The sequence below is a fragment of the Shewanella denitrificans OS217 genome (assembly GCF_000013765.1).
Lineage (GTDB): Bacteria > Pseudomonadota > Gammaproteobacteria > Enterobacterales > Shewanellaceae > Shewanella > Shewanella denitrificans.
The window spans coordinates 3,429,352-3,453,505 of the sequence record NC_007954.1 but is presented as its reverse complement, the minus strand read 5'-3'; the positions used below and the strand labels follow the sequence as shown (position 1 = coordinate 3,453,505).

The window sequence follows — 24,154 nt, the reverse complement described above, 5'->3', positions numbered from 1 at the left end:
TACTCCGATTATTATTATTTGTTCCCAAGGTACTAAACTAAGCCATTAGGTTTATATGCTTTACAACATGTTAGCTAGCTATCAATTCAATTTCTATCGGCTAAATCAGCGATTAGTTTAACGTGAATTGATATTAGTTTGTGTAATTTTTTCATTATTTTCAACTTGCCAGAGGGTTAAATGCTTTCCCCAGCAGCAAGCCGTATCCAGTGCTTGAGTTCTTTCAACATGGGTTTCACCCATAAGTGCGGCCCAATGACCAAATACTTTAATTTTCTCACTCGTGAGCGAGTCGAAGCTAAACCAAGGCTTAAGCTTTGCATCATGATTTTCTTGAGGGGGTAATTTGCAATTAAATTCCAAACTGCCATCCAAATGTAAATAGCGCATGCGTGTGAGAGCGTTAATGCAGTATCTGTGTCTTTCAATACCGATTAAGTCTTCATGCCAATGAACTGGGCCATTAATATACATATTGGCGATTAATGACTCAAGGTAGTCGCTGCGCTTCAGTGCTTGACTGACCTGTTCTGCTTCAATTTTAAGCCTGGCAAGATCCCATTGTGGCGGCACACCCGCATGGGTCATCACGATATTATGTTCTGGTAAATATTGCGCTAAGGGTTGTTCTCTTAGCCAATCGATCAAAATCTTGATATCGTCGGCGGCTAATAATTCGTTCAGCTTATCCATTGGGTTGGCTGATTTGAGCTTACCCTGCACGGCCAATAAATGCAGATCGTGATTGCCTAAGACTAATTTTGCACTATTATCCAATGATTTTAAGTAGCGCAATGTGGCTAATGAATCAGGCCCTCTGGCAACCAAATCGCCCACCGCCCACAGTTCATCAATGGATGGATTAAAGCCAACCTTTTGCAGTAATAGTTCGAGCTCTGTAAAGCAGCCTTGGATATCACCGACAAAATAGTGCGCCATTACTGCATAACGCCAGGCATAGCTAAGCGAAATGAGGGAATACTGGCTTCAAAGGTCTCGCCTAGGCCACTTTCCATGGTGTAACGGCCATGCATAAAACCGACTGGGGTTTCAAACACAGTACCACTGGTATATTGATAAGCATTATTTGGGGCTATAGTCGGGGTTTCACCCACGACGCCAGGTCCTTTGACTTGGCTTTCTGCACCATTGGCATCGGTGATTATCCAGTGGCGACTCTTTAATGTGACATTGATATCACTGAGATTGACGATAGTGACAGTGTATGAGAATACGTATTTGCCTTCTAGCAGCGATGATTGCTGTGCAAGGAAATGACTCTCAACCTTAATTTTTATGCTGTCTATTGGAAAACTCATGGTGTCTTTTATCTCAAATTGCCAATTTGGGGGAACGTAAGCGTATAAAAAAGGGCATCTAGATGCCCTTAAGTGATTATTGCTTGTCGCACAGCAAATTTGCAAGCGCAACATATTGTTCGACGCTGATTTGCTCGGGTCTTAGGCTAGCATCAATATTGAGTAAGCCAAACTCTTCATCGCTGATAAGTTGCTTCAGGTTATTACGCAGTGTCTTACGGCGCATGTTAAAGGCCGTAGTACATAAGTGTCTGAGCACTGTGACGTCTTTGCACGGCCAAGGCTTGTTAGCATAAGGTAACAGGCGTACTACTGCTGAATCCACTTTTGGCGCAGGAGTGAAGCTATGGGGTGGCACTTCCAGCACGGGGACTACTTGACAGTAGTATTGCGCCATCACAGTTAAGCGGCCATAGGCTTTGCAGCCTGGGCTTGCAGATAACCTCAGCACCACTTCTTTTTGAAGCATAAAGTGCATGGTTTCAATAATTTCAGCAAACTCAAATAGGTGAAACATTAGCGGGGTAGAAATGTTGTATGGCAGGTTGCCAAATACTTTCATCTTTTTACCCGCTTGCTGCAAAGTAGAGAAATCAAATTGCAGCGCATCACCTTGATGGATATCGAGTTTATCTTTAAGTGTTGGGTGATTTTGCAACCGCTCAACTAAGTCGCGGTCAAGCTCTACCACGCTGAGTTTATCTATGCTCATTGCAACAGGCTCAGTGATCGCACCAAGGCCAGGTCCAATTTCAACCATCACATGATCGTTATCCGGGGAGATGGCACCAACAATGCGGCTGATAATACTGTCGTCGGTAAGGAAGTTCTGACCGAATCGTTTTCTAGCCGTATGGCCTAAATGTACTTTATTGCTCATTTAAAATTAGTTACTTACTTTTGAGGCCAGTTCAATGGCTTTGTTTAAGGCGCAGGTAAAACTGCCAGAATCGGCTAAGCCAGTACCTGCCAATTCTAAGGCTGTGCCATGATCCACTGAAGTCCTAATATAAGGTAGGCCTAAAGTGATGTTGACAGATTTACCAAAACCCAAAGATTTTAGCACAGGTAGACCTTGATCGTGATACATAGCGAGTATCACATCGGCGTCCTGTAAATATTTTGGCTGAAACAAGGTATCAGCCGGCAAAGGTCCGACTAGCTGTATGCCTTGCGCTCTTAGCTCATTCAGGGCAGGGATCATTACGTCTAGCTCTTCTCGGCCAATATGACCATCTTCGCCGGCATGAGGGTTTAAGCCGCAGACATAAATCTTGGGGGAACCTAGACCAAATTTGCTCTTAAGCTCTTTATGCAAAATATGGATAATATGATGTAATCTTTCCCGGGTGATAGCTTTAGCAACGTAGGCCAAGGGAATATGGGTAGTCATCAAAGCCACCTGCAACCCAGGGGCGGCCAGCATCATCACCACATCTTGACAGTTTGCCTGCACAGCAAAGTATTCTGTATGCCCGCTAAAGGCAATACCCGCCTGATTGATGATGCCTTTATGCACAGGGCCGGTCACCACAGCATCAAATTCACGACTCATGTTCTTTTCGCCAGCAAAGCGTAAGGTATCCACGACATAAGCACTATTGAGCTCATTGAGCACACCACATTCGACTTCAGCGGCTAGTTCGAAAGGTGCTATGGTGAGAGTTCCGGCGGCCTGTGGCTGTGGTTTGTTTTCTGAGTGATAGGGGATGAGGCGTAGTGGTAGTCCGAGCTTGGCAGCTCGAGCTAGCAATAATTCAGGGTTAGCACAAACGACTAGCTCAGCAGGCCAAGCCTGCTGAGCTAGAGTGATAACAAGATCTGGCCCTATACTGGCAGGTTCCCCTGCCGTAATAGCGATACGTTTGGTCATCAATTCAGATTACCCACGGTTAACTTCTGGCTCGAAGACTTCAATATAGGCATCACTGCGCATCTCGTCTAACCAAGCTTGTAACTCTTCATTAAACTTGCGACGGAAAATTAATTGATGAGCGCGGTTACTGTTAAATTGTTCGGTGGCATCGGTTTTACGCTTATCCATTAATTGGGTCAAATGCCAGCCATGAGTGGTACGAAACGGCTCACTCATTTCATTTTCTTTCAAGCTGTTAAGGGTTTGTGCAAATTCAGGCACATAAACGTCTGGGCTTGACCAACCTAGCTCGCCACCTTTTGCCGCAGAACCAGGATCTTCTGAATATTGGCGGGCTAATTCAGCAAAATCTGCTTCACCGCTTAAGATCTGTTTTTGGAAGTTCACTAGCATGGCTTTAGCCCGCTCTTCCGATAAAATGGGGGATGGTTTAAGCAGAATATGACGAGATTTAACTTCTTCTACTTCTTTGGTTTGTAAGCCGCGTGCATCCATCACTTTAATAATATGAAAGCCAGAACCTGACTTGATTGGACCTATGATATCGCCCACTTTAGCGCCATTGACCACTTCAGCGAATAAGGTAGGCATTTCGTTGATGTTCATGTAGTCCCAAATACCGCCTTCAAGGGCTTTAGGGCCTGAAGAAGAGGCTATGGCGGTAGAGCGGAAATCTTCTCCCTCATTCAAGCGCTTTAACACGATATTAGCGCGTTTACTGGAGGCTTCCAATTGTTCACTGCTGGGCTCACTAGGCACATCAATCAAGATATGTCCAATTTGAAACTCGACTTCTTTTAATCCCTGCTCCTGCATGAGTTTTACTAAACCACTAATTTCCTGTGGTGAAACTTGAATACGACGCTGTACTTGTATGCGTTGTATTTCACCTAAGGTGATTTCTTCTCTAAGTTGTTCACGGTACTGGCTAAAGCTCAATCCATCATTTTCTAGCTGTTGTTGTAACTGGCTCACGGTCAATTTCTGATCTTTGGCAATGCTCTCTATGGTTTGGTCTAGTTGTAGATCACCAATTTGCAGTCCAATGCGCTCAGCCATTTGCAGCTGTAAACGGGTTAAAATCAGACGTTCAATCACTTGAGTGCGAAGGGCTTGTTCCGATGGCAGAGTCTGGTTTGACTTATTCGCGTTGGCTCTAACCGTGGCAAGCATGTTGCCAATCTCGCTTTCTAGAATGATGCCGTCATTAATTTGCACCGAAACGCGATCTAGAGCCACAGGTGCGGCCATGACAGTTTGGCTCATGGCGAGCGCCAATAAAGCAGTTACTATTTTTTTACTGTGTTTCATCCACAACATCCTTGGCACATTCAAAATTCATTATTAAAGGCGTAATTGAGCCTAAATTATCATAATACCTTTAGGGTTTTAAGGTATTGCGTCTGTTGGACTCTCAATTTAACGCTTGGTTCAGCAATCTAGCATAAAAGCGGGTCAATTCCTTAAGTAAAGTGGTTTTCTGTAGTTAAATAAGCCTTCGTCTAGCATGTCACTCACCCCAAGAGGGCCAGAACCCCCAAGGCCTTTAATCACGAAGTTTAAGTAGACACCTTTCTCAAATTCTTCTCTGTTATCTATGCTAGCCATAAGCTCATCGTCATAGTTAGTTTTTATTCTGTAATGATAACTCAAGCGTACAGCCCAGCAGCAGGATTCATATTGAATACCTGTGTAGGTCTCCACATCACGCTCTTCTTTTAGATCGTGATACCAATTACCAACAAAATAGAGTGAATCTGTCAAAGGCCAAGAAGTGCGTACACCCATTTGGGAAATATTTACTCGACCATTGGTATTAGTGTTGAGTAAATCAGGCACAAATCGATAGCTAAATTGCAATAATTTATCATTGCTCGGTCGATAATCTAATGTGACTTCACTCTTCTTATTCTTACCGTGTTCAGTGTCGTGCTGCACTGCACCACTGATAAACCAGTCTTGATAAAGCCTTGCGTCTAGCTCTGCTGCCAGTACTGAAGCAGATTGTTGAGCATCTCTTAAACCTTGATTTAACAGTACCTTACTGTCTTCAATGTAAAGAGTTTGCCCTATGCTAAATTTAAATTGTTCGCGATTTGAAGCATCCAATAATCGACTGGTTAAGCCCACTGTGGCCTGATTGGCGTCGGCAATACGGTCGTGACCAGAAAAGCGGCGGTCACGAAATAGTCCAAAGTAATCGTCTTGCAGCTGGGCGGTATCATAGAAGCCAATGTTAGACTGATCTTCATAGCCCACATATAAATACTGAACTTGGGGCTCTATGGTTTGACGATATGCCTCGCCCCAGATATTAGCGGGTCGTTCAAAATTCACTTTACCATGTAAGCGCAGTTGCGGGATAGTACGGCTAACATCTTGATTGTACGGGTTGTTTGAATCTTGAGTCTGTTGAAAAAACTGAGTTTGCAGTAGTTTAAGTTCACTGGTAAATGAGCCTGCAGGGCCTTGGATCGGCCAGACTAAACTGGGAACGAGATGAATTCGAGTCGCAGTATTTCGGTTATCGTCTTGATGCTCGAAATTGGTGAGTTCACTGTTAAAATTAAAATCAATGGCCTGCCAAATATCTGCCACCCGATAATTGAAATTCAGTTGCGGCATGACTTGATAAGGCTTTTCTGATTCACCCAAAACTTTAATGTCTTGCACTCTGACGCTCATGTCCCAATTGCGCTCAAAATAACTGGTTTCACCTATGCGTGATAGTTGGTTATCGGTTGAGCGGTTGACGTCAGAATTTAAATCGTTGAAATAATTGTTATCTGACACATCCGTAAAGTTAGCTTGCACCCGCCAATTGTCATTGATGGCGCCTTGGTGACTCATGTTGTAAAGGTAGCGATTCGGCGAGCCAGCTAATTTATTGTCATTATCTAGATATTCGAAATTAACTTGCCCTTGCTGGGCTTCTCCGGCCAAGTAGTTCACTTGAGTTTTAGTAAACAGGCCACGAGATGACATCATATCTGGGGTGAAGGTTAAATCATACTCAGGGGCAATATTCCAATAATAAGGTGTACTCACCTGTACGCCATTGGTGGTGCTGGTACTGAAATTAGGGAATAAAAACCCGGTCTTGCGTTTGTCGGAAACCGGCACTGTCATATAGGGGATGTAAAGCACTGGGACATCGGCAATGCGCAATTTAGCATTCCAGATTTCGCCCCACTCTTCTTTGCTGTCGATTTTAATCAACTCGGCTTCTAGCAACCAAGATTCATCCCCAGGTGGGCAAGTGGTAAAATTGGCATTGCTGAGCAGCAAATTATTTTCTGAAGTGATCTGCATTTTACTGGCTTTGCCATGTACTTGCTGACCATGCAACCAATATTGGGTATTGTCTAAGGTGGCACTATTGCTGCTCATCTGTGCTTCAAGGGTATCTGCAGTAACAGTGATATTTTCATCTTTAAATATCAGGTTGCCTGTGGCGCTTAATTGCTGCTGCCGCTGATCTAACGTTGCCTTATCCGCAGCGATATGTCGTTGTCCTTGGCTGAAGCTGACATCACCATCGAAATGAGCCTGCTTATTAAATGAGGCATCGGTGCGATCAGAAATGATCACAATATCATTAGGATCAATGTCTGTGAGTTGTGCCCTATCATCGAAAGAACGTGATACCGGTGGCTCAATAAGGCATTGAGAGAAAGGGATCTCAGGAGTCGGTTCTTCCGCGGCCCAAACAAGGTGAGGCATTAGGCTGAGTAGCAATAAGTAACGGATATTCATTATTATCAAAAGTTTGAATTCATAGTCCGGGAAAGAGGTGTGGATAACAAGCTGAGATAACAAGTTAACTTGGTTGATTTTTTAGCTGTTTCCACATGTTATGATGGCTATAATAAAGCAATTTTTCATTAAGAGCCATTGAGATGAGTTTAACTGATCCAAGATTTTTCGCCTTACAAGCATGGTTAAGGCAGTTTTTCGATTCTAAGGTCGATATTTCCCTGATCTGTGGCGATGCTAGCTTTAGGCGCTACTTTCGAATAACCCATGATAATAACCATTATATATTGGCTGATTCTCCGCCTCAGTTAGTGCCGATAGCCCCTTTTGTCGCCATAGCTAAGGCTTATCATCAAGGGGGATTGTCTGTGCCTAAGGTGTTACATGCCTGCGCTGAGCAAGGTTTTGTGTTGCAAAGCGATTTGGGTGAACAGCAATTATTAGCCTTGCTGACGGTTGATAATGTCGCCAGTCACTATCGCGCCGCATTAATGCTATTACCTCAGATTGCCCGTGTGACTCAGGTTCAAGTCTTGGATGGGTTGCAGCCAAGGTCTGATGGGCATCAAGCGAGTGAAACCTACCAATCCCTCCCGCTATATGATGCAGAGTTTGTTCAGCGTGAGTTGGCTATATTTTCTGAATGGCTGTTAGGCACACATCTTAAGTTAACCTTAACCCCCGGCGAGCAAAAGATGCTCGATGAGGCCTTTGAGTGTTTAACTCAAAACGCCCTTTGTCAGCCCAAAGTAGGTATGCACAGGGATTTTCATAGCCGGAATTTAATTGTTGCCTCGCAAAGCACTAATACCTCAAGCGGTGCTCACACTATCCCAGCCCAAGATAACCCAGCCCAAGACACACAAGCATTGGGCATAGTGGATTTTCAAGATGCCGTGATAGGCCCTATTAGTTATGATGCGGTTTCTCTACTTAGGGATTGTTATATCAAATGGCCTCAAGCCGTAATCGCACCGTTAATCGAATTTCATTACCAAGAGTGTATTGAACAAGGGCTTCTCGATGCTGAGGTGAGTTTAGCGACTTACACCAGGTGGTTTGATTTGATGGGCATGCAGCGTCATATTAAAGCCGCCGGTATTTTTGCAAGGCTCAACTACCGTGATAATAAGCCGAATTATATGGCCGACATTCCCTTGACCTTAAGTTATTTAGTGGACATAGGGGGTCAATATCCTGAGCTAACCGCATTCAGCCTGTGGATCCAAGATAAGGTTTTACCTTTAGTGAACGCTCAACATCTTGTGGATATTAAACAATGAAGGCGATGATATTAGCTGCAGGGCGAGGGGAGCGCTTAAGACCGCTTACGGATACTGTGCCTAAACCCTTAGTGTGCGCCGCAGGTAAACCCTTGATTGTTTACCATTTGGAAAAATTGGCGGCGATAGGGGTGACAGATGTGGTCATCAATCATGCTTGGCTTGGCCACAAGCTTGTGGACACCTTAGGTTCAGGTCAGCAATGGGGGGTTAACATTCACTACAGTGAAGAAACTCAAGCATTAGAAACTGCGGGTGGTATAAAAAAGGCCTTGCCTTTGCTAGGTGATGACCCTTTTCTGGTGATCAATGGTGATGTGTTTATCGATACCTTACCCGTCATGCCTGAACTCAAAAGTATCAACCCAGACAATGGCTGTTTAGCCCATCTTTGGTTAGTAGAGAATCCCTCCCAACACCCCAATGGGGATTTTGGCTTTGTGTCCCAAGAGGGGGTAACCACTGCGGAATTATCTCAAGGGCCATTAAGCGCCGATCTCAAGCTTAACTTTACCTTTTCAGGAATTGGGCTTTATCATCCACAACTCTTTGATGATATACCAGAAGGGCCAGTACCTTTAGGGCCATTATTAAGAGAGAAAATGGCCTTAGGTCAGGTACAAGGGCAATTGCACCGCAGTTTTTGGTGCGATGTGGGCACCTTAGAGCGATTAGCTCAATTAGAAACCAGGCTTGAATTAGCTGCACGACGTTAAAAACAAGAGAGCGACTAGATGCGTATTTGGGGTAAGATTTTTGGCTTTATTATTGGCTATATGTTTGGGCGTATATTTGGCGCTATTCTTGGGCTTTGGTTAGGGCACCTTTATGATAAACGTCAAGGCTTTGAGGGCTTAATTTCAAAAGGGCGAGAACGGCAGGCGCAGTTTTTTAATACCACGTTTGCGGTAATGGGCCATGTGGCGAAAGCTTCGGGACAAGTCACCCAGACAGACATTAAAATTGCCACTTTATTGATGGACCAAATGAAGCTTTCTGGTCAAGCAAGACAAGATGCCCAGCAAGCCTTTAAAACAGGACGTGATGCCGATTTTGATTTACAACAAACCTTGGCGGATTTTCGCAAGTTAACTTTCGGCCGGCCTGAGTTAGTGCAGATGTTTATTGAAATTCAAATTCAAACGGCATTGTCAGACGGTGAAATCGAATCCAAAGAACACGCGGTATTGAGCACAATTGCCAAAGCCTTAGGCTTAAGTTCACAAGACTTAGATGCACTATTACAGCGCTGGCAGGCTGAGTTTCACCACCACTCATCTAATAGTGGCAGCCAGAAAATGGGCATGGGTGACGCCTATTCTTTATTGGGACTCACGGAAGCTGCAAGCGATCAAGAGATTAAGAAGACCTACCGTAAACTCATGAATGAACACCATCCAGATAAGTTGGTGGCCAAAGGCTTGCCTGAGGAAATGATGGCCTTAGCCAAGGCCAAGACACAAGATATTCAATTAGCCTACGAGCGGATAAAAACTACCCGCGGCATGCGTTAGGTCAAGCAGAAATAACATGGAAAAGGCAAACGAACCCGCGGTGCTTGACTCAACAATGCAACCAAGAGCCAAACTTGTAGTGTTAGATGGCTTTAGCCTAAATCCGGGGGACTTATCTTGGGATAGGCTTAAGGCCCTTTGCGATCTCACTGTTTATGATCGCAGTATGGACCAGCTGGCCCAGCGCTGTCACGGCGCCAAGATGATATTAACCAATAAGACGCCCATCACGGCGGAATTAATGGCGAGTCTTCCCGAGCTTAACTACATAGGTATCTTGGCTACGGGCACTAATGTCGTAGATCTGGAGGCGGCAAAAGCCAGGGGGATAGTGGTGACCAATGTACCCGCCTATGGCCCCGATGCCGTGGCACAAATGGTGTTTGCCCACATATTGCATCACAGTCAGCAGCTTGCTTTACATGACGCGGCAGTCAAAGCGGGGGAATGGAGTCAATCAGAGGACTTTTGCTTCAGCCTAACTCAGTTGGTGTCATTGAAAGGTAAGCGGTTAGGTTTAGTGGGTTTTGGTGATATCGCAACTAAGGTCGCTAAAATCGCGTTGGCATTTGAAATGAAAGTATCGGTCAGCAGATTAAATAAACATAAACCTCTGCCACCCGAGGTGGAACATCTGAGCTTAGATAGCTTATTGTCCACATCCGATATCATTTCACTGCATTGCCCGTTAACCCAAGAGACGCATCAGCTGATTAATCAAGCGCGGCTTAAGCTGATTAAACCAAATGCGCTGCTAATCAATACTGCCAGGGGCGGTTTAATCGACGAGCAGGCGCTGGCTTTGGCGCTCAATCAAGGCCGTTTGTTTGCCGGCGTGGATGTATTAAGCGCTGAGCCGCCTAAGCAAGACAATCCTTTACTCAGTGCCAGAAATATCAGTATCACGCCGCATATTGGCTGGGCAACTTATGAGGCGAGACAACAGCTGCTTAATATAGCCATAGATAATGTCGCCAGTTTTTTGCGCTCAGACATCCGCAATCGAGTTATCTAGCTGACTTAGCCTAAGCACCACCCTCAGTGCGCGTTCAATAAATAAGCATTTATGCTCAATGAAAATACGGCTATGCTTAGGGTTAACCCTTGAGCCCTAGAGCCACATTTTCATGGAACAGTTAAGCTTTTTCAACATACCTAGCCCTTGCTTGGGGATCTGCCAAACAGATCCTCGCGGTTATTGTGTGGGGTGTTTGCGTAGTCGTGACGAAAGGTTTAATTGGCTCAATTTTAGCGACGCACAAAAGCAGGAAGTGAATCGTTTGTGCTTGCAGCGCAAGAAACGTCGTCAATATGCTATTTTTGTAGAAAAAAGACAGGCTATTCAAGCCTCATTGGCTGAGTCTCAGGCGCTGTTTAATCCAGAATTTGATTTTGAACCCGTTAATGAAAGTGATGAAACCATCAACAGGGCTGCTAACAAGGATTGACCACCCGTGGTGAGCAAGCGACAGGGAGTAAAGCTGCTTCTGTGTATCTCATCAAGGCATCATAAAATGTCAGTTGTAAGCATGGGAGGCAATGGCATGCTTGCAGTGACTAATCTAGGTAATATTAGTCCATTACTTGTGAGTTTCAGGGCTATAGTGATCTAGGGGCATTCTCCGGCGGAAGCAGTCTTTGATAGCCCATTTCATTGAGTTGATCGTTAATACAGTCAAACACAAAACGTGCCTTTTCCATGTCTTCAATCTGTTCCTCGGCCGCCACTTGATGGCAGGCATCACGCAGTGAGCTTAACACTTCATTTGGGGCTTGTGCTGCTTGGCTGTCATTGGCTGAAGCGGTAAAGCTCAGGGTCAATAACAAGCCTGTGAGTAATCTTAGCTTTGGCATTTCTTGTTCCTTCTATCGAGAACTTAATATATTAAACGCTGCCTTTAACACCTTTTAAGGTCTGTTTTTAGCTGCTTGGAACTGTCTTAGTCAGAATAAAGGCAATGGCCTCCTGATTTAAACAGCGTTTTGAAATATAGCTTTTTCCATTTTTTACCGCAATCAAAAAACCTTGCTCTGTGACACTAATGTTATTAACACTGGCCCATTCAATGCTGTGGTTAACATAATCGGAGCGAGTATGAATGCCGTTATCATTGATGATTAAGGTCACTTGGTTGCCGGCAGCTTTACTCATCATTTGGCGCATCAGATACCAAGGTTTATGGTATTTCACATGTAGGGCTTCAATAATGCCAAGGCCGATAAAGAAATACACTAGATATCTATTGATGTCGGTAAACACCAATGCAATGCCAAACAGCATAAAGGCTCCCGCCTTTATATAGGCTTTGGGGCTAGTACTGGCTGGCATAGACTCAGAATAACATTCATCGTAATGTGATTTATCCAAAGTGAATTCGGTCGAATAGTGGAAGCTGTTTTCCATGTGTGCTGCTAAACCTTAATGTGACTATTAATACGTTAATGACGATTATACTGGGGATGTAATGAAGCTCACTAATAAAACCCTCAGCTTTTCTTGTTCTTCCGCGCTGAGTGCATGTCCTTCACCATTTGAGAGCAAAAACACATTATCGGCCCTTTCGCCTACGGTATTGATAGACGCCGCATGGATATTTAACTCTAAGGTTCTAAAAGCTTTAGAGATTTGTTCCATAAACTCGCTGGTCTCCAAGGCCGAAATATGCAATAAACTGCGATTAAAATGCTTAGTATGTAAATACTCGATATTGGGTTTACTGCTAAAGGTTTGGCTGTGCCTCGGAGTGCGTTTCTTGGGTATGCTGGCGCCTTGATCCAGTACTTGCAGCAATTTACTGCTGATTTGCTGACGTCTTTGACTGTTTGCTATGGGCTTTTCGTCAAAATCTAACACTTTAAATGACTCCACCACTGAGCCATCTTTGGTCTTTGAGATTTGCGCTTGCTTAACCGAAATACGCAGAGCGCCTAAGGTGTTAAAGAGTTTAACGAATAATCCGGGTTTATCCTTAGTGTAAACAAACACATCTGTGCTGGCCTTAAATTGCGAGTCTTCGATTAAAATCAAGGTGCTGGCGGGTGTATTGTCTTGGCTTGCGGCTAAGTCGTGCTGATATATGGCTAAGGTGTAACGGGCGATATCATCGGCTTCTGTGTTGCTAAAAAATGACAGTGGCAAGCGTTTCCACAGGCGTTGCACTGACTCTAAAGACATCTCATTAATTAACAAGCTTAGGGCTTCTTGTTTTTGCTCTCTTATTTGGCTTCGCAATTGCAGGACATTTTGAAAGCCGTTTTGCAGTGCTTTACGGGTGGCGAAGTACAGATCTTTAAGTAAACTCGCCTTCCAATCATTCCATAAATCATCATTGGTGGCTTGAATATCCGCCACAGTCAGGCAGTAGAGTGCATCGAGACGGCTCTGGCTGCCCACGGCTTTGGCAAAGGTATTGACCACTTCAAGATCGTAAATATCCATCCGTTGGGAGGTGATGGACATCAATAGGTGATGCTCCACTAGCCAAGTGATCAGATGTTGCTGTGATTTTTTAAGGCCATGAAATTTCGCAAATTGCGCCGCATCCACGGCACCCAGCTCGCTATGATCGCCGCCGCGGCCCTTGGCTAAATCGTGAAACAGGGCGGCAAACAGCAAGGATTCTTTGGCGGACATCTTTTGAAAAATATCAGAGGCTAAACTATTGCTACCGCCTAAACTGCCTTGGCGAAATTGATGGATTTTTTTCAACAACTTGTGGGTGTGCTCATCCACAGTGTAGGCATGAAATAAATCAAACTGCATCTGGCCCACGACTTCCCGCCATTGGGGGAGGTATGAGGCTAATATGCCATGCTGGTGCATTAAACTGATGGCGAGCCCCATCCCTTGAGGGTGCTTGAAAATTCGTAAAAACTTCTCTCTGCAGGCATGAAAGTCCTGTAAGTCGCCCATCAAGCGGCGTCTCACTTGACGTAGTAAACGTAAGGTTTCTGGAGTGATGCCCACTATGTCTTGATGGTGGACAGCCACCAGTTCAAATAAGGCCATAATCTGAGTGCGGTCGATAAACACGTCTTCATGAACCGCGTGGATGTGCTTATCTAAAATTTCAAATTGAGAATTGATTTTTATTTGCTGATGCTCGATCTGCGGGCTGATTTCCCGAGCAAAATACGCCAATAACATCTGATTGAGCTCTTTAATGCGCTTCATGGCCCTAAACAGCTGGCGCATCATCTTTTCTATGATGATATTACCGCTATCACCAAAGCCCATAAGGCGGGCGACATCGGCTTGATACTGGAGTAATAGTCTGTTTTCACTTCGCTTGGCGGCTTGATGCAGGGCAAAGCGCACTCGCCAGAGGAAGTTCTGGCACTCCATTAGCTCGGCATACTCATCATTGGTAAAGAAGTTAAATCGGCGCAGCTGCTGCATATCGGCAACGGCAAAATGCTTGCGGGCAACCCAAGTTAAGGTCTGGATATCTCGCATTCCCCCCGGGCTGGTTTTTAGGTTGGGCTCTATGCTGTATGCCGTGCCTTGGGCTTTGGCGTGGCGTTGACGTTGCTCAGCAAGCTTGGCATTAAAAAAGGCCTCACTGTGCCACAAGTCTTGGCCGTATAAGGCGCCCAGTACGCGCTGCTCATGGTGACCGGCGCCTGCCAGATGGCGTATTTCTAATAAGCTGGTGGCCGTGGTGACGTCTTCCTTACAGGCAAGAAAGGTATCCTCAAGGCTTCGAACCCCGTGGCCTAGCTCAATACCCAGATCCCACAATTGAGTTAAAAAACCGCTTATCTTTTCAGATTCAACTTGGGTTAATGGTTTGTCATGCACCAGACAAATGTCGATATCGGAATAGGGATGTAAGGTTTGACGGCCATAACCGCCGACGGCATTTAAGGAGATGCTTTCACTGCACAGGGATAAGTTGTTCCATAGGGAGCAGAGCAGTGTATCGAAGAACTGAGCACGGTATTTGAGGCTGTCATTGATATCGAAATGGCTGACATTTTGCTCTAAATAGGCATCCATTTGGGCAATGGCTTGCTTGAATTGAGCAATGCTCATGTGGGGATTGAGCTCACTTGCTGCGCTATGGGCTAACATGGGGATCCTTTTTTTGCTTATCTATGAAAAAGATAAGTGTTTTAGAATAAGGCATTTACTCTGTGAACTCAAATTGCACATAATGGCGTATTATTTTAATTCAATACTATGTAACTCTTATGGCGTCTAAGCGAGCTAGGCTCGATCAATTTCTTGCCGGTAAATTGCAAGTCCCCCGTAAATCGGTGCGCTTTATGCTACTGGCGGGTCGGGTCAGTGTAGATAACATGATAATTAAAGACATGGATCTTCAGCTTGATGAGTTTAGCCAAGTGTGTGTGGATGGCGCGGCGCTGCAAAATAATCAGCCCTGTTATTTGATGCTCAATAAGCCTGTTGGCGTGGTGAGTGCTACCAAGGATGATATTCATAAAACGGCTTTGGAATTACTCCATGGGATAAAGCTTGAGATGCTGCACATTGCAGGCCGTCTCGATTTGAACTCAAGCGGATTATTGCTTATCACCAATGATGCCCGTTGGTCAGAAGCCTTGATGTCACCAGATAACAAGGTGAGCAAAAAGTACCTAGTGACCTTAGCCAATCCCATCGATGAAACCTATATCAGTGCGTTTGCAGGCGGCATGTATTTCGCCTTTGAGGGCATTACGACCCAGGCGGCGGGGTTTGAAATACTGTCAGAGTATCAGGCGAGAGTGAGCCTAAAAGAAGGCAAGTATCATCAGATAAAACGTATGTTTGGCCGCTTTCGAAATCCGGTTATTGGCCTTCACAGGGAAGCCATAGGGGAATTAGTACTCGATGAAACACTGGCGCCAGGTGAGTTTCGTCACCTGACACCAGCAGAAATCGCACTGTTTTAGGCAGGTTGCCCTTGGAGCGCCGCTTCTTGACGCTGAAGCCCTAGTAGCCATTTTCCATAGAGATAAATGCCCACAGCGGAAATAATCCCAATGGCGCCAATAATGTACCAAGCCATGCCGATATTATGGGCCTCATAGAGTAAGTGAGTCAGCTCTTGTGCCTGCATGCCGGAAAACTCAACCAGTCGAGTGAAGGCTTCCCCTTGAGGTATGGCATCCACATCCGCTTGGCTCATGCCGCGAATGATTAAATCTTCCCGAGAAAACACTTCTTTAGAGGCATAGATTTGATAAAGCTTAGGGGCAAAATAACCTTCTAAAGTCCAACCTATGCCCTGTGGCAGCATCACAAAACCCAAATACATGGCTTTCTTGCCTTCAGGGGCGATATTACCCATAAACTCATTCTTTTTCGGGCTTATCATCATCTCGCCAAATGAGAACATAGCAATGGCCAGCACTATCATCCAGGCGGCGTTAAATACCCCAACCAACATGATGGCGGCAATGCTTAATAAGCAGCCGATGAACATGGCGGTGGTGACCCTATATTTAGCGGTAAAGGCGGCGACTAAGAAACAAGAGGTCATGATCATGCCGGTATTAATGTTAAGCATGCCTTCAGGCATCACCTTAGTACCTTCATTATTTAACCCAAGCCAAAACTGCAATATGCCGTTACTTGTGCCTTCTGGACCAAATAAAGAGGTGACGATAATGCTGGTATCCACCCATTCAGAAATGTGAATAGGCAGTACATCAAACAGTGAATTATATAAAAACCAAAAACCTGCAAACACCAGCATGTAATAGATAACAACGGGCTTTTTAAGCTCACGCAGGGCATCTCTCCACAGTGCCTCTTGCTTGATTTCACCGGACTTTACTTTGCGGGCACGCTCTAACCTGTCTTGTTTACCAGGCTCCTTGTAAGCCAGTAAAAATAAGAAGTTTAATGAGATAATCGCCGCGCAGGCATAGAACACATTATCCCAAGATAACTGACGCATATGCACAGCAACCAATGGGCCGAGGAAGCCACCAATATTGACCACTTGATAGAAAATTCCCCACGCCATGGAGGTGTTTTCTCGCTTGGTGGAAAGCACTAAGGTGCCCTGAATGCCAGGCTTAAATATCCCAGTACCTGCGGCAAGTAGCATGGCGCCAATAAGAAATCCCCAAAAATCAGGCATCAACGCCATGGCAAGATATCCTGAGATTTTGATTATAGTGGAGACAAAAATGGTCTCTTTGTAACCCACACGGTCTGAAATGCCACCGCTTATTACAGGTATAAAGGTTTGCAATAGTGCCCAAACCGCAAGAATGATGCCGTAGTCATGTAGATTTATGCCAAGGCCGCCTTCGGATACTGGGGATTTAGCATACAGACCAGCACTGGCTTTAACGCCGTAATAAGCGATTCGTTCAACCAGCTCCATGCCGCCAACTAGCCAGAAAATGTAACCTAAGCTGGTGATGGAGGCCCACATTCCCAGCTGTTTTACTTCGGTTAAATCGTTGCCACTCGGGCTTGTCCCAGCCATAGTTTTTCCTCTTTTTGTTATTATTTTTATGAAAATAGACATCAATGGCACACTCTACCTAAATCGAGTCAAAATACCAAAAAAAATGCCGACATTAGTCGGCATTTAATCAGTGGTACTGTTGAGTTTAGGCGCCGCAACATTTCTTGTATTTAGCACCGCTGCCGCAGGGGCAAGGCTCATTGCGGTTAGGCTTCGCCTCGAAACTGACTGTTGTTGGCTTATTGATGATACCCATCAACTGCACTGTGTCTTCGGCTTTGTCAGCATCTAAAGTGACTGAAGCTATCAGTTGATGCTCGGCTAATAGGGCATTCACTTCATCTAAACGGGCTTGGCTCTGAACGCTGAGCACTAAAGGATGCTCTTTAGTGCCTAACTTGGCTAAGCGTTTGGTGTTATAGCCACTTTCGCCGTAGGCGGGCTTGGGCGTTTTACGGCCTTTAAAAAAGAATTTATCAGACATGGAGTCAAACCTAAAATACAGGGGAAGATAATGGCGACAGCTTATACTACAAAATAGCCTTTTTGAGCAAATTTTGTTTAGTGTTCTTGTTAAAAATAGAGCTAAATATAGTTAACCTCTATGGTATAGCTTATCTCTTGCTCCCCCTCGCTGGCGCCAGCTTTGACATCCAAGCGGCCACCGATGGCGACCTCTAACGGACCTTGAATTAATGTGAAGGTCTGAGTCTGACCGCCATTTGGCAGTAAAGGGGTGAAGGTGAAATCACTATTACTCATAGGTTGCAATACCACCTTTATTTGGCTATTCGCCGCACCAGAGAAATAAAACTTAGCTAATTGGCTATCGGAATTCACGCAGCCATCGCCTTGGCGCTGACTGGCATCCAACTGGCAATAGAGGCTGACGCTATTGGTTATTTTCCCAAGATCCAGCGTTTGCGCTTCTTCAATCCCCAGCGGGCTGACTAAGGTGAAGTGGGCTTGTGCCACTGCGCTGGCAAGTAAAATTATATTCATGCTATTTGCCTTCGTCTTAGAGAGCCGTAGCATGAGTATAGAGAGTTGTTTGCCAAACAGCTTGCACGCGTGAAAATATTTTTACTCGCCGTTGTCGCCACAGCGTGAGCGGTTTTACACTGCTGCGGTTAGAGTTTAAAGGGAGCTAAGCTAAAGTAGTCCCCAGGTTTTAGGCTCACATCTTGAATTATGGTGCTCGCCGGTGCCCTTGGATTAATGGCAAGCTCGTACTCCCCAGGCATCAAACCCGCAAACATGAAGATACCATCATATTCCACTCGGGCGCTGTGGCTTTCCTTACTGATTTTATGAGTCAGGGTCACTAAGGTGCCTCTAGCAGGGGTGTCGTCATCGAAATAGGCTTCACCTTCGAGCTCTGCGGTAAATAGCACGGGGAAATAGATGTCTTGCACATTGCCAGGGTGCGCTTCGATAGAAAGGGCCCTATCCCTTGGCACTAAGAAGGGATCCGGCAAGGAGTTATCATTGAGCACGAGTTTATGAGGGCGACTGGTTTGTAAATGGGTCAGTAGCAGCTCACCGTCATCATCTGTGCTTTTGCTGGCATCTCGGTGGCCGGAGAAGGTAAGCCCACTGATGGCAATTTCATCTGGATTTTTCACGCCATCATTATTGTCATCTTGGAAAGCGATGATCTTAACGCTGCCGGTACTAAGGTAGCTAATTCTGTCCATAAGCCACTGGTTTTCATCCGGCATATACAAGAGTGAACTGCTCCATTTCAGCTGCGCGCTCCAATCACCCTGGGAGTTATTCTCCAGCGCAAGGCGCACGGCGCCGATATCAAGAAAATATGACAAGGTGTTACGCACTGCATAGGGCGCCAAGGCTTGCGGCTGATAAATCAACTCAAATTGATAGTTTGCAGCATCGTTAATTGATCGGCTGGCATTGATGACCCATTGATTTAAGTTAACCTCTGGAGAGAGAGTCATATCTAAATAGCTTCTTAAATACCACTCATCCTTACGCCCGGAAAGAGAGAGTCGATTAGACCAAAGCTCGCTTTGGGCTGAGATTAAATAATTCACTGTGTTACTCAGTGAAAACTGCTGAAACTGTCCGGATAAGGTGGCACTTAATTGGCTGGAATCTGATCCAAACAGCTGTTCACGCCACTGTCCCCCAAGAGACCAACTTAAGTGGCTATCACTTAAATTGCCGCTGATATTCACTCCAGCTGCCTGCTTAAGCTGTGCATCTGGGTTATCCCAACTGATAAAACCATCGAAGCTGTCCCACTGGGCTTGCCAATCTAACAGCTCACCACTGCCTTGGGCCACTAGGCTCATAGCACTGCCGCTATCATTGTGGGCAAGACTTGCTTGCAACACGCTGGCATCACTGACCAAACTTACACTGAGTTTAGGGGTCAGTAACCAGTCATCGACGGCAACTTCTTGCTGCACTAAGGCAAGGCCTGTGGTGACGTTATCTGACACGGCCCAGTTGGCACTGGCATAAAACTGCTTAAGCTCATCTTGCTCACGCTGCATCATGCCCATGTCGACGCCGAAGCTGCCGGCCTCCATAAGACTTGGGTCTAATAATTTGCTGAATGACTCGACTCGGCTCTCACCATTGGGACCAAAGAAGCGCAGTTGGTATTGGTTTAAGCCAATAAAGTAGGGCACTTCTTCGAAGCGATAGCGGCCATCGCTGCTAACACGCTGCACAGACACTAAACTGTTGTTACGGTAAAGCTCAACATCCCAGTCGGGCTCATTTTCCCCTTCGACTATGATGTGCCTGAGATCGGTATCGAAGTTATCGCCGCCACTCACCACTATTCCCTGACCAAAATTGCCACTGCTCACCAAAGACAAACTATGGCCGTTGACACTGCCTAAACGATAGTGCTTTACCCAGCTGTCTTGCAGGTTTTTCTCTATATAGGCGTTAAGATTTTTCCCTTGTTCTGACCAGGAGTAACCCAGATAACTGCTGTGGCCGAGAATATCGGCGCGGCTTTGAATAAAGCCATCTGGGCTGTGCCTAGTTTCACCCTTAATGGATTGGCTGCGAAGCCCCACATCCACATGCAGGGCTAAATCCCCCACTTGGGCATATTCATTTTTCACAGCCTTACTTTCAAGCTTGCCTTGTTTTTTTTGATTGTTAAACAGTTGATAGCGTTGCTGCCGCGCCAGCAATTGACTCAGTGGAATGCTGGCCTGCTCCTTAAGATCGAAGCGTTGGCGTGCGGAATCGAAACTCAATTGCAGGCCAAACATTTGCGCTATGATGTCTCGCTCAAGATACAGGTCCCAATCATCGAAAAACACAGTCGTCGCGTCAGCATTGCAATCATGATTATGACTCAAGTATTGCATGACATTCTGACTCAGCTTAATGGCATGCTTAGGGTCGATAAACCAGCCCGTGGCCGTTAGCTCATTCATCTCCACCTGCACCGCCAGCATCAATTGCTCGGCTAAAAATTGCAGTGGCAGGTACATCTTGTCATTTTTTTGGTAGGCAAACATATCGTCGGATAATGGCGTTTTGCCATAATTCAGCTGAGTAACAATAAAGTGCTCTTCTTGACCTTTTTTAGTCACATAAATGCGATTTACCGGTCGCTGGCACTGAGGCAAGTCTTGCTGGGGGGCTGTCCCCTGCTCGTTTGATGAACTTGTGGAAGAGGCTGTTGAAACTGCAGCAGAAGGCGCTGTCGATGGCGCTGACGATGACATAGCAACAGGTGCTGAAGAAGCCGATGGTATGGCAGAACTCATCGACTCAGTGGCCCTTGAGGCGTTGATTGGATTTATGGCTCTTGGGGCTAGAGCTGTCGCTCCGCTCATGGCATCGACATTGCCATTTACCTGAGTCAACACCTCAGGCGTTGTTATTGGCTGACTGTGGGGCTGAAATCGAGTTGGCTTTGTAACTGTGCTAGGCGATAGCTTGTTTGGCGTTGCATCCTCGGTAGTCATGGCATGAGTCACTGGCGTTTCTGCATCACTCGTTTCGACACTTGTCTTAGCCCGGGCTTTGGGATCTGTACTGAAATGGTTACTGGAATGGCTACTGGGATTTGCACTTGCACTTGATAAGGGAATAGCGGCTGAGATTGTAGACGGTGCCACTTTTTCGGCTTTTATGTAGGCTGATTCAGGCTCGATTGAGGCTGGCTTCGGTATTTTGGCTAACCTTGGGTTAAGCCTTTTACTTGCCTCTTCGGTTTGAAGGTTTTGATGCAGCAAAGCCAGCTTGTAGCCTAAAGTAAAATCATCGATATCAAGAGCGGGGGTTATTATTTCCCAAAGCAGCAGTAGCATGGCCCCGTTAAGGCCATGCTTGAAGGCGCGCTTAAGCAAGTGCGGATTCATATTACAAGATGAAATTCACCATCTTAAAAGCGGAGCCGAGTTTCAATGCTTTGAGAGTCAAATAAGCTATCATTCTCAGTGTAACGAATGATCAATTCACTGCCGGGCAAGACAGTGTTGCTTAAGGGGACGGTATAAGACTTTTCATTGAGCTCGTGATATACAGCGGCGTTTTTTAATGAGCCTAGCACTTGATTATCCACAGCATTGATGATGTCTAAGCTACCATAGCTAGAGCGCGCCCCTTGCCTGTGCAAAGTCACCTGCAGGCTTTGCTCGCCTTGTGACAGCTCGAGTTTCCCTGTGTTTAGGCTGATATCGGCTTTTAAGTCACCCACACGTAAAAAGACCGGAATGGCAATTTTCATATAAGCCGAAATCGTTAAGCTTAACGATTGGTTGTCCTTGTTAGCATCAGTATTCAGGGCTTTTGGGGCTAAGGGGATTTGGTGAAACACGATATAGCTGCGGTACTCGCCCTCAGGTAAGTCTTTAGGTGCTCGAAGGGCTAAACGAACCCGGCCACCTTGCTCCGGCTCTAAGGTCATTCTTCTTGGGGAGTAGCGTAGATATTTGGCGATGGAAGTCGCCTGCATCTGTGAAGTGAGCGCCTCGTCAGCGACAAGCTTAGTTTCTTCTAATCCGCCATTTTTACCTAAGGTTGCAAACTCACCACTGGGTAGCATGCGCTTCTCTTCGAAATACACTTCATAGCGTGAGGTGCTAGTGCCCTTGTTAACCAAGGAGAATACTGCACTTTTGGCGCGCTTATCATCCAGCTCCACCCTAGTTGGGGTCACCAACAGGTTTGCCTGCAAGGAGTGAGAAAAAGCGCTGCCTAGGAGTAGGGCGGCAGTGCATAAGAGTAATTGTTTGTTCATAAGTTTTGCCCAGCTAATGTGGATGAATTTATATCATCGATTCTTGTTATGGTTAGCTTACATCGAGCTCAGTACTGATAACGAAAAAAGCCCCACAGCGGGGCTTTTTGTTTAATTTGATATAATCAAATTAAACAAGTGGCTTATTAATAAACGACAGACAGAGTATAGCTTAGTGCTTGCGCGCCTGTAGCCGCAGACGCAGACACGATTGCGACTGAACCCGCAACATTAACTGTCGCTGCGTTAGCGACAACTGTTGTAGTAGCAGAATCCAGTGAAGGCGTGAAAGTTACCCCTGAAACGCTGGTATCAGCACCAGAAACAGAAAGGTTAACTGTGCCGTTAGCGGCTGCGATAGTGAATGAACCAGCAGCTTCTGCAGCACCACCTGCAACACAGTTTGAGCCAGTTAGTGTACCTGAAGTGTCGATTGCACAGCTGCCATCAGCAAGAATACTAATGTCACCCAATTGCATTTGCGTGGCTTCAGTAACAGTGATTGGTGCAACTAGATTAAAATTTGCAGTACCTGTGCCATCAGCAGCGTTAGCTTGTGAGGCAATTAAAAGGCTAGAGGCGATAAGTGTAGAAAGTAGTAGTTTGTTTGTCATTTTGAGTCCCAGAGTTTAAATTAATTATTTTATTTACTGCACATTTTAGGTGTGCTTAATATTTCAATGCAAACAAGAGATTAGACTTGTTAGCACGGCTAATTTACCAAGATTGAAATATTTTGCAACATTTTGATTTCATTTTGAGCGCTTTTGCTTGTTTTTCAAGTAAGACAATGGTGGCGTTGCAGCTTGTTAATTCTAACGTGAGCCTAATAGTATCAAACAGTTAATTTTATATTGTCGTTATTTTGTACAGGCAATTATCGTCAATACGTCGTTTGAAATAATTTTTATTATTTTAAACATTAAAGTATTTAAGCTTTTTATAGTTTATCGGCTGCTAATACAGCGATTCCCTTAACTAAGGGAAGACGTTGAGGTTTCAAGTGAATAATACTAGTTTTTTTTGACGGATTATGGTCCATTTTATTTATTGATTATAGCCGTTTAGGCCCTGGTTTTCATGAATAAAAGGCTTTAGGTTATTGAGTTGCATTCAATGATTAATGTATTTTTGTCGCAGATATCACTATGTATTTAATCGTTTTTATTGTGTTTTCGTTTGTTTTTGTCAAGGTTTAAATGGTCAGTGTTTGAGAGTGACTATTATTTCAGTAATAATCATTTAAATGGGCATTGCTTATCATTTATGTACCAAGTTCTTATAATTGACTTGGCCTATCTCCTCCATTTTTATTTTAAAGCAGAACATATAAATGTGAATTTGAATTTACATTTATACGGTTTTAGTTATTAACTTATCATTCAGCAAGATTATGAGGTGATTTGATTTCAGCCATCCATGTATAGTGGTGTTATTAAGGCTGCGTTGTCATGAAAATTTAGCCATAGGGATTGCAGAAAGATTCATCGGTAAGGGGGGGAGAATTAATTTGTGTTATTTTTAATCATTGATGGCTGGGATTATTCATGAGATGATCAAAGATAAATTGTGATAAATGATCTTTTCGATGCTTTTATCTTTATCGATAAGTGTTTTTAGTACTCACCTCTGTAATCTGTTGAATTTTATGGGTTCTTTAATATTGCCGTGTAAGTTATTATGTCTGGTCTTCAGTTTGTGTCAGTTGAGCTATTGCAGTTTGACAGCGAATAAGTT

General features: G+C 44.9%; 21 protein-coding genes. 6 read left to right on the top strand and 15 right to left on the bottom strand.

The annotated features are described in order from the left end of the window. Positions 1–117: 117 nt before the first annotated feature. From SDEN_RS15030 to lptD, 6 genes are all read right to left on the bottom strand, one after another. Positions 118–939 (bottom strand): symmetrical bis(5'-nucleosyl)-tetraphosphatase, encoded by an 822-nt coding sequence (locus SDEN_RS15030; protein WP_011497318.1) that lies wholly within the window; start codon positions 937–939, stop codon positions 118–120. Next, entirely contained in the window at positions 939–1,319 is a 381-nt protein-coding gene (gene apaG / locus SDEN_RS15025; RefSeq protein WP_011497317.1) for a Co2+/Mg2+ efflux protein ApaG, read from the bottom strand. Before apaG ends, SDEN_RS15030 begins: the two co-directional genes overlap by 1 nt. 76 nt (positions 1,320–1,395) lie before the next feature. Next, complete coding sequence (gene rsmA, locus SDEN_RS15020) at positions 1,396–2,199, bottom strand: 16S rRNA (adenine(1518)-N(6)/adenine(1519)-N(6))-dimethyltransferase RsmA (RefSeq protein ID WP_011497316.1); 804 nt, start codon at positions 2,197–2,199, stop codon at positions 1,396–1,398. 6 nt (positions 2,200–2,205) lie between these two features. Further along, positions 2,206–3,195, bottom strand: a complete 990-nt coding sequence (gene pdxA, locus SDEN_RS15015) for a 4-hydroxythreonine-4-phosphate dehydrogenase PdxA (protein WP_041405834.1) — start codon at positions 3,193–3,195, stop codon at positions 2,206–2,208. Between the two features lie 6 nt (positions 3,196–3,201). Further along, a complete protein-coding gene (gene surA / locus SDEN_RS15010) occupies positions 3,202–4,506 on the bottom strand; it encodes a peptidylprolyl isomerase SurA (RefSeq protein WP_011497314.1) in 1,305 nt (434 codons plus the stop codon). A 144-nt stretch (positions 4,507–4,650) separates the two neighbouring features. Next, on the bottom strand, positions 4,651–6,951 hold the full coding sequence (gene lptD / locus SDEN_RS15005) for an LPS assembly protein LptD (RefSeq protein ID WP_011497313.1): 2,301 nt from the start codon (positions 6,949–6,951) through the stop codon (positions 4,651–4,653). A gap of 143 nt (positions 6,952–7,094) precedes the next feature. Here lptD and SDEN_RS15000 point away from each other — a divergent pair, with 143 nt between their 5' ends. The 5 genes from SDEN_RS15000 to SDEN_RS14980 all read left to right on the top strand — a co-directional run bounded on the left by SDEN_RS15000 (position 7,095) and on the right by SDEN_RS14980 (position 11,196). After that, positions 7,095–8,234: an aminoglycoside phosphotransferase family protein gene (locus SDEN_RS15000; protein ID WP_011497312.1), complete on the top strand. Its 1,140-nt coding sequence runs from the start codon at positions 7,095–7,097 to the stop codon at positions 8,232–8,234. Beyond that, complete coding sequence (gene murU, locus SDEN_RS14995; protein WP_011497311.1) at positions 8,231–8,950, top strand: N-acetylmuramate alpha-1-phosphate uridylyltransferase MurU; 720 nt, start codon at positions 8,231–8,233, stop codon at positions 8,948–8,950. The genes SDEN_RS15000 and murU overlap by 4 nt, the downstream gene beginning before the upstream one ends. Positions 8,951–8,968: 18 nt before the next feature. Then, a complete protein-coding gene (gene djlA / locus SDEN_RS14990; RefSeq protein WP_011497310.1) occupies positions 8,969–9,748 on the top strand; it encodes a co-chaperone DjlA in 780 nt (259 codons plus the stop codon). 16 nt (positions 9,749–9,764) lie between these two features. Next, positions 9,765–10,763 carry a D-2-hydroxyacid dehydrogenase gene (locus SDEN_RS14985; protein ID WP_232279897.1) on the top strand — a complete coding sequence of 333 codons (999 nt, stop codon included), beginning with the start codon at positions 9,765–9,767 and terminating at the stop codon, positions 10,761–10,763. A 112-nt stretch (positions 10,764–10,875) separates the two neighbouring features. Continuing rightward, positions 10,876–11,196, top strand: coding sequence for a DUF1289 domain-containing protein (locus SDEN_RS14980; RefSeq protein WP_011497308.1), 321 nt, complete (start codon positions 10,876–10,878; stop codon positions 11,194–11,196). A 151-nt stretch (positions 11,197–11,347) separates the two neighbouring features. Here SDEN_RS14980 and SDEN_RS14975 read toward each other — a convergent pair whose 3' ends face one another. From SDEN_RS14975 to glnD, 3 genes are all read right to left on the bottom strand, one after another. Then, positions 11,348–11,602: a hypothetical protein gene (locus SDEN_RS14975; RefSeq protein WP_011497307.1), complete on the bottom strand. Its 255-nt coding sequence runs from the start codon at positions 11,600–11,602 to the stop codon at positions 11,348–11,350. Between the two features lie 67 nt (positions 11,603–11,669). Beyond that, the gene (locus SDEN_RS14970) at positions 11,670–12,152 is read right to left on the bottom strand and encodes a YcxB family protein (protein ID WP_011497306.1); all 483 of its coding nucleotides are present in this window, start codon (positions 12,150–12,152) and stop codon (positions 11,670–11,672) included. 45 nt (positions 12,153–12,197) lie between these two features. Then, positions 12,198–14,822 (bottom strand): [protein-PII] uridylyltransferase, encoded by a 2,625-nt coding sequence (gene glnD, locus SDEN_RS14965; protein ID WP_011497305.1) that lies wholly within the window; start codon positions 14,820–14,822, stop codon positions 12,198–12,200. A 119-nt stretch (positions 14,823–14,941) separates the two neighbouring features. Here glnD and SDEN_RS14960 point away from each other — a divergent pair, with 119 nt between their 5' ends. After that, positions 14,942–15,646 carry a 16S rRNA pseudouridine(516) synthase gene (locus SDEN_RS14960; RefSeq protein WP_011497304.1) on the top strand — a complete coding sequence of 235 codons (705 nt, stop codon included), beginning with the start codon at positions 14,942–14,944 and terminating at the stop codon, positions 15,644–15,646. On the opposite strand, the gene SDEN_RS14955 is transcribed toward SDEN_RS14960, so the two are convergent. The 6 genes from SDEN_RS14955 to SDEN_RS14930 all read right to left on the bottom strand — a co-directional run bounded on the left by SDEN_RS14955 (position 15,643) and on the right by SDEN_RS14930 (position 23,031). Beyond that, positions 15,643–17,196, bottom strand: a complete 1,554-nt coding sequence (locus SDEN_RS14955; RefSeq protein ID WP_011497303.1) for an MFS transporter — start codon at positions 17,194–17,196, stop codon at positions 15,643–15,645. The genes SDEN_RS14960 and SDEN_RS14955 overlap by 4 nt on opposite strands. Positions 17,197–17,323: 127 nt before the next feature. Next, positions 17,324–17,662 carry a PBPRA1643 family SWIM/SEC-C metal-binding motif protein gene (locus SDEN_RS14950; RefSeq protein WP_011497302.1) on the bottom strand — a complete coding sequence of 113 codons (339 nt, stop codon included), beginning with the start codon at positions 17,660–17,662 and terminating at the stop codon, positions 17,324–17,326. Between the two features lie 101 nt (positions 17,663–17,763). Then, positions 17,764–18,180, bottom strand: a complete 417-nt coding sequence (locus SDEN_RS14945) for a DUF4402 domain-containing protein (RefSeq protein ID WP_041405833.1) — start codon at positions 18,178–18,180, stop codon at positions 17,764–17,766. Between the two features lie 128 nt (positions 18,181–18,308). After that, on the bottom strand, positions 18,309–21,536 hold the full coding sequence (locus SDEN_RS14940) for a carboxypeptidase regulatory-like domain-containing protein (RefSeq protein WP_157599866.1): 3,228 nt from the start codon (positions 21,534–21,536) through the stop codon (positions 18,309–18,311). Positions 21,537–21,559: 23 nt separating this feature from the next. Beyond that, entirely contained in the window at positions 21,560–22,417 is an 858-nt protein-coding gene (locus SDEN_RS14935; protein WP_011497299.1) for a hypothetical protein, read from the bottom strand. Between the two features lie 146 nt (positions 22,418–22,563). Continuing rightward, positions 22,564–23,031 (bottom strand): hypothetical protein, encoded by a 468-nt coding sequence (locus SDEN_RS14930; RefSeq protein WP_011497298.1) that lies wholly within the window; start codon positions 23,029–23,031, stop codon positions 22,564–22,566. Positions 23,032–24,154 lie beyond the last annotated feature (1,123 nt).